Raw genomic sequence first — 13,525 nt, 5'->3', positions numbered from 1 at the left:
GCCGCCGTGACGCTGCACGTTCGTCACGGTAAGAATGGCGACCATGCGTATTTCTTCGCTTACATCTCCGCTTCTTCTGCTGCCGCTGCTCACGCTCGCCGCAGCCCCGTTCGCCTGCGCAAATCCCATTGAAAAGCCCGACGCCGGCACCGGCGCGGGGGGTGAGGGCGGCGCGACGGGCACAGGTGGCACAGGCGGCGCAGGCGGCTCTGACGGCGACGCCGGCCCCGACGTCACGCCCGGTTCGCCCTGCACCACGGACCTCGATTGCGTGGCCCTCGAAGGCCCTTGCAGCGACGGCGTGTGCGCCGGGGAGAACGGCTGCCAGTTCGTGCCGAAGAACGATTTCGGCCCATGCGACGACGGTCTCTTCTGCACCATCAACGACGTTTGTCTGAGCGGCGTGTGCACCGCGGGCACCTCGAAGATCTGCCCGTCGAACGGCGAGTCCTGCAAGATCGGCAGCTGCAACGAGGCGAACGACGCGTGCGAGTTCGGCCCCGTCAACGAGGGTGGCTTCTGCGACGACGGCGATCCGTGCACCGACCTCGGCACGTGCAAGGCCGGCTCGTGCCAGATGGGCCCGCCGATCGACTGCTCCTTCCTCAACACCGCCTGCTCCGCCGGCCAATGCGATCCAGTCCTCGGCTGCATCGCCACGCCTCTCGACGACGGCATCTTCTGCGACGACAACCTCTTCTGCACCGTGGAGGACGTCTGCGTCTCGGGCCAGTGCGTCGGCAAGCCGAACCCCTGCACGCCGACGGCCGATCCGTGCAAGAACCCGCAGTGCGACGAGATCCAGAAGACCTGCATCGCGATCCCGGGCAACGACGGCGCCGCGTGCGAAGACGGAAACTCCTGCACCGCGGGCGAGGTCTGCGCGAGCGGCGCGTGCGGCAGCGGCATGCCCGTGCCTGCGGGCACGTCGTGCAACGACAACAAGGCCTGCACGACGGGCGAGACGTGCACCGCCGGCACCTGCGGCGGCGGCGCGCCGATCCTCAACTGCGCGAGTGGCGACGGCTGCTGCCCTGCGGGTTGTGATCTCTCGACCGACGACGACTGCAAGCTGCTCAAGGTCGCCGTGATGGGCGGACCGTTCTACGTCGACGACCTGCGCGCCCACCTCGCCACGCAGCCCTTCATCGGCTCGGCCGTGGTGAACACCGATTGCTCGCTCGCCACGCTGCAGAAGTTCGACGTCGTGATCACCCACGGCCAGATGAGCTGCTTCAGCCCTTCCACGTTCAACACCTACGTGCAGGGCGGCGGCGGCGTCATCGCCACGCCGTGGATGTACAGCAACTACGGCGACCTCGATCTCTTGCCCGTCACGGGCCAGGTCATCAACAGCTTCCAGAGCTTCCCGCTCAAGGTCACCGTGCTCGACCCGTCCGACGTCCTCCTGCAAGGCGTCACCTTCCAGCCTGGCGACTACGTCGGCTGGGAGGAGGTCCAGTTCACGCTCAAGCCCGGCGCCAAGAGCTCGGTCGTGTGGCTCGGTGATCTCAGCAGGCACGCCGTCGCGAAGTGGCAGTACGGAAGCGGCCGCGCCGTCTATCTCGATTTTCATTACCTCACGTCCGATTGCTCGCTCGCTTCGGGCTACACGTGGGGCAAACAGCTCGCGTACAACGCCGCGCTCTGGGCTGGAAAAGTCCTGTAACGCACGGACCGTTCGGCGTATGCTCCGGGCTCCGGCGATGCCGTTGCCCTCCTTGCCACGCATCCTGCTCACGCGGGAACAGCACGCAGAACCGGGCTCGCCCGCCTTCCTGCGCGTCGAGCGCGTCATGCTCCGCGCCTCCTTCCCGGACGGCGAACAGAGCGAGCCCTTCTCCTACGATATCGTCGATCGAGAACGGCTCGACGCCGTGGTCATCGCCGCGCACTTCCGCGACGAGAAGGGCGTCCGCCACGTCTACCTCCGCTCCTCGGTGCGCCCTCCCGTCGCACTCCGGAGCCGCGCGACCTCGCCCGTCGAAGAGCGCGACGACCTCGGCAACCTCTGGGAATTGCCCGCGGGTCTCGTGGAAGTCGAGGAGCGGAGCCCCGAAGGCCTCCTGCTTTGCGCCGCGCGCGAGCTCCAGGAAGAGCTCGGCTTCGAGGTCGACCCGCGCGCGCTCGCGCCGCTCGGCCCTTCCTCGTTCCCGGCGCCCGGCATGGTCGGCGAGCGGCACTTCTTCTTCCACGTCGAAGTCGACCCTGCGCAGCGCACCGCGCCGACCGAGGACGGCTCGGTGCTCGAACGCAAGGCTGCGATTGCGGCGCTCTCCCTCGACGAGGCCCTCGCGCTCGCGCGGAGCGGCCTCATCGAGGACGAAAAGACCGAGCTCGCGCTGCGCCGCCTCGCGGAGCTCGACGCGTGAAGCGCGCCTCGTCCGCGCGACGAAAGACGCCCGCGAGCTCGAACGGCCTCGCGGCAAAGAGCGCGCAGAAGCCCAAGGTCGTGCTCATCGTGAAGCGCTCGGCGTACCGGGTGCAGGTGGAGGAGCGAAAGAACGGCCGCATTCAGCGCCTCCTCGACGCCCACGACCCCACGGTCGCGCACCTGCGCGCCGCGCACGAGGAGCACGAGGCCACCGTGCACGAGGTCAAAGCCGCGCTCGGCGCGCTCGGCGTGGAGGTCGCGTTCGAGGGCAGCGTCGGCGACGCCTTCGACGCCCGCGGCCTCGACCTCGTCATCACCGTCGGCGGCGACGGCACGCTGCTCAGCGCTTCGCACTCCGTCGCGGATGTCCCCATCCTCGGCATCAACAGCGCGCCCGAGTACTCCGTCGGCTTCTTCTGCGGCGCGCGCCGCGGCGAGGCCGCGCTCGCCATCGGCCGCGCGCTCGGCGGCGAGCTCCGCCGCGCCGTGCTCACGCGCATGCAGGTCTGCGTGAATGGCCGCGTCGTCGCGGCCCGCGTCCTCAACGACGCGCTCTTCTGCCACGTCTCGCCGGCCGCCACGTCGCGCTACCTCGTCCGGCTCGGCGACATCGAAGAGGAGCAGAAGTCGAGCGGCTTCTGGATAGGCCCCGCGGCCGGCTCCACGGCGGCGCAGCGCTCCGCCGGCGGCCGCGTGATCCCTTTGACCTCCAAACGATTGCAGCTCGTCGTGCGCGAGCCCTACACGCCGCACGGCGAGCGCTACCGGCTGCGCCACGCGCTCATCCCGCCGGGGACGCCGCTCGTCGTGCGCAGCAAGATGACGGACGCGAAGCTCTTCATCGACGGGCCGAACCGCACGATCGACGTCGGCGTCGGCGATCTCCTGGAGTTCACGCAGGCGAGCGAGGCCCTCACCGTGCTCGGCATCGCGCCCACGCGGCGCTGGGGCGTCGACCACGACGAACCCCCGTCCCACGCCCCGAGCCGCGCCGCGCAGCGCGACGACCACGCGCGCTGATCCGAAAAACGGGTTCGTCCCCGCGTGCTCTCCTCTCCGGAGGCCTGTCTCCCGGCCGTCCCGTGAAAAATTCGCCTCGCACCGGCGCGCGCCGCGCGCTGCCCCCCGGAGGAGCTGGATCGGCGCGGACCCTTCGGGATCCGCCGTTTTCGTGGTACCCGGACCTCCCACCGCGCCGCGATCCTCCGCTCCGCGCCGCTCGGGTTCCTCCGGAAGATCGCGCGTTTTGCCTGGAAATCAGGGCTCTTTCGGCCCCTCGTGTGGCCGCGCCGAGGGCCCCATCCGCCCGCGACCTCGGGCGGGAGCTCTCGCGAATGGCCTGTTTTTGTCGCTCCGAACGACGATTTCCCGCTCGACCTAGCGCGTTCCTTGTGGTTGTTTGGGCCGCGAGAGGGGCTTTTACCTCGGAGGAAACACATCATGGCTGGCAAGAAGACGGAGACGAAGAAGGCGGCCTCGATCAGCAAGAGCGCGCTTCTGAACGCGATTGCGGAGGAGGCGGGGGGCGAGATCACGCGCAAGCAGGTCAAGCTCGTCCTCGACAACCTCGCGCAGATCGGCCACCGCGAGCTCAAGAAGGCCGGCATCTTCACCGTGCCCGGCTTCGCCAAGTTCCGCGTCGTGAAGAAGCCGGCCACGAAGGCGCGTGAGGGCGTCAACCCCTTCACGAAGCAGCCGATGACGTTCCCGGCCAAGCCGGCGAGCAAGACGGTCCGCGCCCGCCCGATCAAGGCGGTCAAGGACGCGATGGGCTGAGCCTTCGCTCCCGTCCCTCGATTTCGAAGGGCGGGGCCACGGGTCGCGGAACGCCGGTCTTCGCAGTGCGAAGCCGGCGCGCGGCCCGTTTTCTTTTTGTACGCCCCGTCTAGCCCGCGTCGACGGCGAGCCCGGCGAACCGCGCGTACGCCCGATCCCGATCCGCGCGGATCTCGAGGGCCAGCGCGAGCAGCGCTTCGATCGGCTCGCCGCGGAGGTTCTGGAAGGTGAGCTCCGAACGGTCGACCGCGCTCGCCTCGAACTCCTCGATCGAGCTTGCGAACACCGTGCCGCCCTCGTGCACGCCCGCGGGGATGAACTGCACGAACGGGTCGGGCGCGCGGCGCAAGAGCCCGATGAGACGATGCGGCGCGTCGCAATCGCCGACGAGCTCGGGGTGGAACGCCGCCATCACCGGCGCCTCCGGGAAAAACCCTTGCAAGCGAGCGAGCAGCGTCGAGGCGAAGCGCTCGAACACGTTCGGCGGAGGCAGCGCGAGCGGGAAGACGACGTGCAGCACGTTGCTCTGCGCCTCGACGACCGCTTCGCGCGTCGCGTCGAGATCGGGCTCGCGGTCGAGCATCACGCAGAACTTCCCGAACGCCACGTCCACATCTCGGACGAACGGGCAGAGCGCGTACGCTTGCACGATCTCCGTCGCGTAGCGCCGATGGACCCGGAGGACCTCGGCGGCGAACGCAGTCGCTTCGGGGTGGGAGGCGAGCTTGCCCCGGACCATCGGTTCGAGCGCGGCCATCCTCGTGTACCTACCAAAGTTTTCCCTGACCGCCGCGGGGTTTGCCCCGAGAGACCCCCCTCCCTCGCCCTCTGCTTGTGGTCAGACCAACACTCGAAGCGCCGAAACCCTGTGTTTTCCGGCGTCCTCACGATATTTGCGTGCACGTGGACACTTCCCGTGTGGTTCCGCTCGGCTTATGTCGGGCAGCCGTGGTACTTATGCCGCCGCTGCGGCGGGTGTGGTGAAAGGAGGACGCGTGCAGGAGACGGCCAAGCTCACGCTCAAGAATGATGGACAGGAGCAGACGATCGAGCTTCCGATCGTGACCGGGACGGAGAACGAGAAGGGCATCGACATCTCGACGCTCCGCGCAAAGACCGGCTACGTGGTGCTCGACCCGGCGTTCGTGAACACCGCGTCCACGTCGAGCTCGATCTGTTTCATCGACGGGGAGCAGGGCATCCTGCGGTATCGGGGCATTCCGATCGAGCAGCTCGGTGAGAAGTCCACGTTCGTGGAGGTCGCTTACCTCCTGATCTACGGCACGCTGCCCAGCCGCGCGGAACTGTCGCGCTTCTCCACGCTGCTCACGCGGCACTCGTTGATCCACGAGGACATGAAGCACTTCTACGAGGGGTATCCCTCGACGGCGCACCCGATGGCGATCCTGTCGTCGATGGTGTGTTCGCTCTCGAGCTTCTATCCCGAGGCGATCGACGCGGACAACCGCGAGCAGGTCGACATCACGATCGCGCGTCTTCTCTCGAAGGTCCGCACGATCGCGGCCTTCTCGTACAAGAAGTCGATCGGCCAGCCCTTCGTCTACCCGCAGAACTCGCTCTCGTACTGTGCGAACTTCCTCAACATGATGTTCTCGGTCCCGGCGGAGCCGTACGAGATCGACGAGGACATCGTGAAGGTCCTGAACCTCCTGCTCATCCTGCACGCCGACCACGAGCAAAACTGTTCGACGTCGACGGTGCGGCTCGTGGGCAGCGCGAAGGCGAACCTCTTCGCCTCGATCGCGGCGGGCATCTGTGCCCTCTGGGGCCCGCTGCACGGCGGCGCCAACCAGGAGGTCGTCGAGATGCTCGAGGAGATCCGCAAGGACGGCGGCGACGTCTCGAAGTTCGTCAAGCTCGCGAAGGACAAGAGCTCGGGCTTCCGGCTCATGGGCTTCGGCCATCGCGTGTACAAGAACTACGACCCGCGCGCGAAGCTCATCAAGGTCGCGGCGGACAAGGTCCTCGCCAAGCTCGGCATCAAGGACCCGCTGCTCGACATCGCGCGCAAGCTCGAAGAGGCGGCGCTCAGCGACCCGTACTTCGTGGAGCGCAAGCTCTATCCGAACGTCGACTTCTACAGCGGCATCATCTACCGGGCCCTCGGCTTCCCCACGAACATGTTCACCGTCATGTTCGCGCTCGGTCGCCTGCCCGGCTGGATCGCGCACTGGAAAGAGCAGAACGAGAACGCCTCGACGAAGATCGGCCGCCCGCGCCAGATCTACACCGGCGAGGTCGAGCGCAACTACATCTCCCTCGAAGAGCGCAGCTGAAGCGCCACGCGCATGTGTGGGGGGAGGGCCGCCTCCCCCCGCGCGCCCTCCCCTCCCCGCATCCTCGTGAACGCTAGTTGATGATCGAGCTGCCGAAGCTCGGCACGGGCTCGTCCATCCGATCGATCGCGGCCTTCATCCCTGCCCACGCGTTGCGGAGGGCGTCGGCCGACATGCGCACCGTCACGCCGTTCTGAAGCATGGTGACGTGGACCGTGCCGCACGTGCACCGCGTCACGCGCACGGCGCTGTTCGACGCGAGCTCGGTGTGCTCTCCGCACTGCTTGTTGCCAGCCATCGACGAAAATCCTCCGTCCGGCGACAATAGCAGCTAGGCGCCCTGTGCGCGCCTCCCCGCGCGCGCTTCCCGCGGGAAAGGGCGGGGGGTGGGGCAGCAGGGCCCGGATGGCCGACGACTTGCTTTCGTGTAGCGTCCATAGCGTCCCCTTTTTCTGCCCCCCGGGAGGAGAACCCATGTCTGCATTCCGATCGCTCGTCTTGATGGCGCTCGCCGCCCCCCTCTTTTTTGCCTGCTCCAGCGAACCGAACCCCCCCCCGACAACGGGGGCAGACCCGGCACATATCGACCCACCTCCGCAGGGTCAGGGCTTCCAGATCGAGACGGAGACCTTCGAGGTCCCTGCCGGCGTCGAGAAGCAGGACTGTTACTTCTTCCGCGTCCGTGACCTCGCGGCCGCGAACGGCCTCGATCCCGAGAGCCCCGTCTACGTGAACCGCGTGCAGATCGCCCAGAAAGAGGGCTCGCACCACATGAACGTCTTCCGCGTCCGCACGATCACGGGCCTCGATCCGGCGAACGGCGCGATCCAGGAGGGCAAGGACAACGTCGGCGAGTGCTTCAAGAGCTCGAACTGGGCCGACTGGCCGCTCGTCGCGAACTCGCAGATCGACGGCCAGCTCGACTGGACCTTCCCCGAGGGCGTCGCCAACGAGTTCATGCCCGACGAGTGGCTCATGCTCCAGACGCACTACGTCAACGCCTCGACGCAGGGCACGCCCTCGGGCGAGGGCAAGGTCAACGTGAACTTCTGGACGATCCCGAAGGACAAGGTCAAGGCGCAGCTCGGCACGCTCTTCGCGACGAAGCAGTCGATCCGCGTCTGCGCCTCGAACCCGACGCCCTCGTTCGACGGCTCCTGCCAGTTCAACAGCGACAAGCCCGTCCGCATCATCGGCGCGAACGGCCACTTCCACAGCCGCGGCAAGCAGTTCGACATGTTCGCGTGGGACGGCGTGAGCATCGAGCAGCCGCCGATGGATCAGCGCTTCTACTCCTCGCAGGCCTGGGACGAGCCGCCGATGCTCACCTCTCCCGAGCTCGACCGCGAGGTCCCCGCGGGCGGCGGCGTGTTCTACTCGTGCTCGTACCAGTGGCAGATGCCCGAGGCCTCGGTCGGCTGTGACGGCTTGAACGCGCTCGACAAGCAGGGCGCGGATGACTGCTGCTACACGTTCGGCCCGATCGTCGAGGCCAACGAGCACTGCAACATCTTCGTCTACTACTACCCGAAGTCCGACGACATCAACTGCTTCTAGCCGTGGACAAACCCTGGCTCGCCCTCGTGCTCGCGCTCGCCGCTTGCAGCTCTCCCTCGCAGCCGCCGCCGGAGCCGGACGCCGGCCCGATCGGGGGCTGCAAGCTCGCGTATCTCGGGGACCCTTCGGCCGAGCCGAGCATGGAAGTGATCGCGCTCGGCCCCGGGGGCGAGCTCCAGCCGATCAGCGAAGGATCGAGCATCTCGCTCATCTTCCCGCCGCAGGGCGGCCGCGTCGTCTTCGCGGGCGTGCGGGTGACGAACGTCGACCCGTGCGCCGTGCGCGTCGCGGGCGCCTTGCGCGACCTGACGACGAAGCAAGTTCGTCTGGACACACGCATCATCAACCTCGAGCCCACGGACGACGGCTACGGGCGCAGCGCGCCGACGGACATCTCCACGTTCTCGAACATCGCGGCGTGCCCGAACCAGTGGGCCGAGGACGACCTCTTCGACAAACCCTACGAGCTCACGGTCACGCTCACGGATCGCGACGGCAAGAAGATCACGAAGATCATGACCGTGACTCCGCGCTGCGACGAACCCGGCTACGAAGCCGAGTGCCTCTGCATGTGCGCCGGCGACTACGTCCTCGGCATGCAGTGCGATCCGGACGCCGGCCCCCTCGATCCGGACCTCGACGCGGGCGCGGACGTGAATTCTTCGGACGCCTCCGGAGGATCGCCGTGAAGCGCCTTCGCCTCGCGCTCGTGCTCACGCTCGCGGCGCTCGCGACCGGCTGCTCCGATCCGCCGCCGGATCCGCCGCCTTCCTCGGAAACACCCGCGTGGCAAGTCGCGCTCGACGGAGGCGACCTCGATCGCGCGGTGCTCAGCGTGTGGGGCAGCGGCCCGAAGGACGTCTTCGCCGTCGGCGGCCCGCTCGGAAACGGCAAGGAGTCGCTCGTGGTCCACTTCGACGGCGCCTCCTTCCGCGAGCTCCATCCGGGTGGCGACCAGACGTACTGGTGGGTCTCGGGCTCCGGCCCGGACGACGTCTGGATGGTCGGCGAGGAGGGCCGCATCACCCACTGGGACGGCGCGACCTTCACGGAGCACGTTTCCGGCACCACGGCGACGCTCTGGGGCGTCTGGGCGGCCTCGAAGACGGACGCCTGGGCCGTCGGCGGCACGCCCGAGGGCGGCGCCGACGCCCCGAACGACGTCGTCCTGCGCTGGGACGGGAACACCTGGACGCCGGTGACCTTGCCCGACATGCCGCTCGGACGCGCGCACTACAAGGTCTGGGGCACGAGCTCGGACGACCTTTACGTGGTCGGCGAGTACGGCACGATCTGGCATAAGAAAGGCGCGGATTGGGCCCTCGAATCGAACCCGCCCCTTGCCAGTGGCACACTCTTCACGGTGGCTGGCTGCGGCCCGAACGAGGTCTACGCCGTCGGCACGTTCGACGTCCTCCGCTCGGACGGCGCCACCTGGCAGAAGCTCGACGTCGCGCTCACGAACGGCGTGAACGGCGTGTCTTGCAACGCGCCCGGCGAGGTGGTCGTCGTGGGCTTCGGTGGCTCGAAGCAGCGCCTCGACGCGGGCGTCTGGGTGGACGAGTTCGAAGTGCCACCTTATGCCGATCTGCACGCGGCCTGGGCCGATGGCACTGGCACGTACTGGGCCGTTGGAGGCAACTTCGTGACGAGCAGCATGCCGGGCGCGGCGCGCGAGGGCATCGTGGCGCGGTACGGCCCGGGCAGGATCGCCAGTCAAATCACTCCGTGAGCTCGACCTGGTCGGACGCGTGACCGCCGGTATGACAGCGTCGCCCGAGGCGACGTGAACGGTGGAGCTCGACCGTTTCGAAATCCTCGGCGGATCGTCGAACGCAGGACGTACCCTCGCGAGTGGTCGTCCCCTTGCACCGGGGGCGCCGCGATCGAGGGACCCCTCGTCCACACAGGAGAACGAACTCATGCGTACTTCCCTTGCCCCGATCTTCGCCGCCGCCGCGCTCGCCGCCGCCACGACCTTCGGCTTTGCTTCCTCGGCCGACGCAAAAACCATCAGCGCTTGCGGCGGCATCGAGCTCGCCGCCAACGCCAAGTGCGAGATGCGCGTCGAAGGCGGCTGCACCGCTGCCTGCGAGCCCGTGAGCTTCCAGGTCCAGTGCGCCGCCGACCTCTACGTCGGCTGCAGCGGCCAGTGCAACGCGAACATCAGCGCCTCGTGCAGCGCGAGCTGCTCGGCGAGCTGCGAGGCCGAGTGCAACGTCGACCCCGGCAGCTTCGAGTGCGGCGCCTCCTGCCGCGCCGACTGCGGCGCGAGCTGTGACGCCTCCTGCGCCGCCGATCCGGACAGCGCCCGCTGCCGCGCCTCCTGCGAGGCCACGTGCGGCGGCGAGTGCGACGCGCGCTGCGAGGCCACGCCGCCCAGCGCGGACTGCAAGGCGCAGTGCTCCGCGTGCTGCACCGGCTCCTGCGACGCGCAGGCCAACATCGACTGCCAGATCGACTGCCAGGCCAAGGGCTTCATCGACTGCGAGGCCGAGCTCAAGGGCGGCTGCGAGGTCGCCTGCTCGCGGCCCGAGGGCGCGCTCTTCTGCGACGGCCAGTACGTCGACGTCGGCGAGCAGATCGACAACTGCGTCGCGCAGCTCGAGAGCCTGCTCGAGATCAAGGTCGAGGGCTACGCGCGCGGCGACGCGAATTGCAGCGGCGGCCGCTGCACCGCCTCGGGCGAGGCGGGCGTCTCCTGCGCGCAGAGCGCCGGCAACACGTCCGGCAGCGCGGCCGGCATCCTCGGCGCCATCGCGGCCTTCGGCCTCGCGCTCGGCCGCCGCAAGAACCAGAAGAAGTAGTCGCCGGACGCGGGGCTTGGGGCTTCGCTCGGCTCGTCCGAGCAAAGCCCCCAAGCGTCGACCGGGGCCTTGCGATAGAGTCCCCCCGCCGATGCCCGCGAGCTCGAGAAGAACCTTCCTCCTCGCGGCGGCGCTCGTCTCGGCCTGCGTCGCACAGACGCCCGCGCCGCGCGACGACGCCGCGCCTCCTGCCCTCCCCGTGACGTCCGCCGCGCCGAGCGCCTCCACGAGCGCGCCCGCGGCCGTCGTCCCCGCGACCTCCGCCGCCGCGAGCGCGCCCGCGCCCGACCCTTACCCGGCACCGCCGCCGCCCGATCCGCCCGTCGCTCTTCGCCCGGGCGGCAAGCGCGCCGTGCAGGGCGAGGCCGGCCTCGTCACCTCCGTCGAGAAGAACGCCACGCGCATCGGCGTCAGCGTGCTGCGCCGCGGCGGCAACGCCGTCGACGCCGCGGTGGCCGTCGCCTACGCGCTCGCCGTCACGCATCCCTCGGCCGGAAACATCGGCGGCGGCGGCGTCATGACGATCCGCCTGAAGAGCGGCGAGACGCACTTCGTCGACTTCCGCGAGACCGCGCCCGCGGCCGGCGCGACGACCGAGAAGGTGCTCGCGATGCTCGACCACGACGGCGGCATCGGCCTGCGCTCGGCCGGCGTGCCGGGCACCGTCGCGGGTTTGTCCTTTGCGCTCGAACGGTTCGGCACGCGCCCGCTCGCGGAGCTCGTCGCGCCCGCCATCGAGCTCGCGAAGAAAGGACACGCGCTCGGCCCGCGGCAAGCGCTCACGCTCGCGTGGGCCTGGAACAAGCTCGAGCACGACCCCGCGGCCCGCGCGATCTGGGGCAAGGGGAAAAAACCGCTCGCCGAGGGCGAACGCGTGCGCCAGCCGGACCTCGCGCGCACGCTCGAGTCGATCGCGAAGGACGGCCCGCGCGCCTTCTACGAAGGTTTTTTCGCGCGCGCGATCGATGAATGGATGAAGAAGGGCGGCGGGTACATCACGGCCAAGGACATGGCCGACTACCGCGCGAAGCTGCGCGCGCCGCTGCGCTTCTCGTACCGAGGTTTTTCCGTGGAGACCGCGCCTCCGCCGTCGATGGGCGGCGTCGCGTTCGCGCAGATCATGCTCTCGCTCGAGCGCGCGCGCGCGCACGAGCAGAAGCCCGGCTCGGCCGACGCGCTCCACCTCTTCGTCGAGGCCGCGCGCCGCGCCTACGCCGATCGAAGGCTCGTCGCGGCCGATCCGGACTTCGGGCCGAAGGACCTCGACACGCAGCTAAAGGAGCTCCTCTCCGGCGTACACCTCGCGACCCGCAAGCCCGCGATCGACCCGACGCGCGCCACGCCCTCGGCCACGCTCGCCGCGGCGATGCCCGAGGCCGCGAAGGAGTCACCCGAGACCACGCACTTCTCGGTCGTCGACGCCGAGGGCAACGCCGTCGCTTGCACGTACACGCTCTCGGCCGGGTTCGGCGCGAAGGTCGTCGTGCCCGGCACGGGCGTCCTGCTCGGCAACGCCCTCGGCGGCTTCTCGAAGGACGGCCCGAACGTCGTCGCGCCGGGCAAACGCATGGCGACCTCGATGTCGCCGACGATCGTCACGCAGAACGGAAAGCTCGCGCTCGTGCTCGGCTCGCCGGGCGGCGACACGATCCCGAACACCGTGGCCCAGGTCTTCCGAAACCTCGTCGACTGGGGCATGACGATCGACGAGGCCATCGCGACCGGCCGCCTGCACCACCAGTTCCAGCCGGACAAACTGCGCGTGGAGAAGCAGCGCCCGCCGCCGCGCGAGGTGCTCGCCGAGCTCACGCGGCGCGGGCACACGATCGAGCCGAGCAACCTCACGCAAGGCGACGCGAACGACATCCTCGTCGACCCGCAGACGGGCTTTGCCTACGGCTTCGCCGATCCCCGCGAGGGAGGCACGGCCGAGGGGATTTCGCGTTCGGAGATGGAAAAGGCCAAGGACGCCCGTCCCTAACGAAGGCGCGGATCGTATTGATCGACGCCCGGGTCGTCCTCGTCGCGCTTCGGTCGGACGATCACGACGGGGCACGGCGCATTGCGCGCGATGCGATCGGCGAGCGGTCCGCCGAAAAGACGCTCCAGGCGGCTCGGCGGGTGGCTCGCCACGACGATGAGGTCGGCCCCGATTTCGTGCGCGAGGTTCACGATGGCCTTGTCCGGCCGTCCATCACGGTAATGCATGGCCATGAGCCGCGCTTGCCCGCCCGCGGAGCGATGTTCGAGCACCTTCAAAGGCGGCAGCTTCGCCTCGCTCGCGTGTGAGGTCGACACCCGCGGCGTCGCCACGTCCTTGATTCGCGGCGCCATGCCGCGCGCCCCGATCACCACCGCGTGAATCTCGGTCTCCTCGCCCCGGAGCTCCGCCAGATCAAAAGCGAACCGCCAGGCCCGACCGCCGGGCTCCGAGAGATCGAGCCCCACGAGCACGATGTACGGGTCCTTTTTGCGCTCCGCGGGCGGCATCACCCTGCGCACGGCCGAGTCCGGTGGGGGAGCCGAGACGGCGCGCAGCCTCGGCTGCGTCGTTTCTTCGCTGTCCGGGGCGGGTGAATCGGGGCCGGGCTCTACCGTGGACGGAGCGATTGCGACCATTGCCAGCGAATGTTTGGATCGCGTCGCGTGGTCGCAAGTCCCTTTCGCTGCTTCTTCGAGCGAAAGCATTCCGAAGCGACCGCGCGGCGCGGGCG

13 protein-coding genes are annotated in these 13,525 nt (G+C 69.0%); 10 read left to right on the top strand and 3 right to left on the bottom strand.

Annotation, left to right across the window (positions count from 1 at the left end; all coding sequences use genetic code 11):
* Positions 1 to 43: 43 nt before the first annotated feature.
* From QHF83_RS16380 to QHF83_RS16365, 4 genes are all read left to right on the top strand, one after another.
* A complete protein-coding gene (locus QHF83_RS16380; RefSeq protein ID WP_282418770.1) occupies positions 44 to 1,669 on the top strand; it encodes a hypothetical protein in 1,626 nt (541 codons plus the stop codon).
* Positions 1,670 to 1,706: 37 nt separating this feature from the next.
* Entirely contained in the window at positions 1,707 to 2,372 is a 666-nt protein-coding gene (locus tag QHF83_RS16375) for an NUDIX hydrolase (RefSeq protein ID WP_282418769.1), read from the top strand.
* Positions 2,369 to 3,394, top strand: coding sequence for an NAD(+)/NADH kinase (locus QHF83_RS16370; RefSeq protein ID WP_282418768.1), 1,026 nt, complete (start codon positions 2,369 to 2,371; stop codon positions 3,392 to 3,394). Before QHF83_RS16375 ends, QHF83_RS16370 begins: the two co-directional genes overlap by 4 nt.
* A 420-nt stretch (positions 3,395 to 3,814) precedes the next feature.
* The gene (locus QHF83_RS16365) at positions 3,815 to 4,150 is read left to right on the top strand and encodes an HU family DNA-binding protein (protein WP_272419432.1); all 336 of its coding nucleotides are present in this window, start codon (positions 3,815 to 3,817) and stop codon (positions 4,148 to 4,150) included.
* 109 nt (positions 4,151 to 4,259) lie between these two features.
* On the opposite strand, the gene QHF83_RS16360 is transcribed toward QHF83_RS16365, so the two are convergent.
* Complete coding sequence (locus QHF83_RS16360) at positions 4,260 to 4,907, bottom strand: hypothetical protein (protein ID WP_282418767.1); 648 nt, start codon at positions 4,905 to 4,907, stop codon at positions 4,260 to 4,262.
* Between the two features lie 238 nt (positions 4,908 to 5,145).
* Here QHF83_RS16360 and QHF83_RS16355 point away from each other — a divergent pair, with 238 nt between their 5' ends.
* Complete coding sequence (locus QHF83_RS16355) at positions 5,146 to 6,447, top strand: citrate synthase (RefSeq protein WP_282418766.1); 1,302 nt, start codon at positions 5,146 to 5,148, stop codon at positions 6,445 to 6,447.
* Positions 6,448 to 6,520: 73 nt separating this feature from the next.
* Here the strand turns inward: QHF83_RS16355 and QHF83_RS16350 are convergent, their stop codons facing one another.
* The gene (locus QHF83_RS16350; protein ID WP_272419427.1) at positions 6,521 to 6,745 is read right to left on the bottom strand and encodes a hypothetical protein; all 225 of its coding nucleotides are present in this window, start codon (positions 6,743 to 6,745) and stop codon (positions 6,521 to 6,523) included.
* A gap of 176 nt (positions 6,746 to 6,921) precedes the next feature.
* Here QHF83_RS16350 and QHF83_RS16345 point away from each other — a divergent pair, with 176 nt between their 5' ends.
* The 5 genes from QHF83_RS16345 (at position 6,922) to ggt (ending at position 12,792) form a co-directional block, all read left to right on the top strand.
* The gene (locus QHF83_RS16345) at positions 6,922 to 8,004 is read left to right on the top strand and encodes a hypothetical protein (protein WP_282418765.1); all 1,083 of its coding nucleotides are present in this window, start codon (positions 6,922 to 6,924) and stop codon (positions 8,002 to 8,004) included.
* Between the two features lie 2 nt (positions 8,005 to 8,006).
* On the top strand, positions 8,007 to 8,693 hold the full coding sequence (locus tag QHF83_RS16340; RefSeq protein ID WP_282418764.1) for a hypothetical protein: 687 nt from the start codon (positions 8,007 to 8,009) through the stop codon (positions 8,691 to 8,693).
* Entirely contained in the window at positions 8,690 to 9,736 is a 1,047-nt protein-coding gene (locus QHF83_RS16335) for a hypothetical protein (protein ID WP_282418763.1), read from the top strand. Before QHF83_RS16340 ends, QHF83_RS16335 begins: the two co-directional genes overlap by 4 nt.
* A gap of 190 nt (positions 9,737 to 9,926) precedes the next feature.
* Positions 9,927 to 10,811: a hypothetical protein gene (locus tag QHF83_RS16330; protein WP_282418762.1), complete on the top strand. Its 885-nt coding sequence runs from the start codon at positions 9,927 to 9,929 to the stop codon at positions 10,809 to 10,811.
* 91 nt (positions 10,812 to 10,902) lie between these two features.
* Positions 10,903 to 12,792, top strand: a complete 1,890-nt coding sequence (ggt, locus tag QHF83_RS16325) for a gamma-glutamyltransferase (protein WP_282418761.1) — start codon at positions 10,903 to 10,905, stop codon at positions 12,790 to 12,792.
* Here ggt and QHF83_RS16320 read toward each other — a convergent pair.
* Positions 12,789 to 13,430: a universal stress protein gene (locus tag QHF83_RS16320; protein ID WP_282418760.1), complete on the bottom strand. Its 642-nt coding sequence runs from the start codon at positions 13,428 to 13,430 to the stop codon at positions 12,789 to 12,791. The two genes, ggt and QHF83_RS16320, sit on opposite strands and share 4 nt — an antisense overlap.
* Positions 13,431 to 13,525: the final 95 nt, after the last annotated feature.

This window comes from Polyangium sp. 15x6, assembly GCF_029960785.1.
Classification (GTDB): domain Bacteria; phylum Myxococcota_A; class Polyangia; order Polyangiales; family Polyangiaceae; genus Polyangium.
This window is presented reverse-complemented; position numbering and strand designations above follow the sequence as displayed.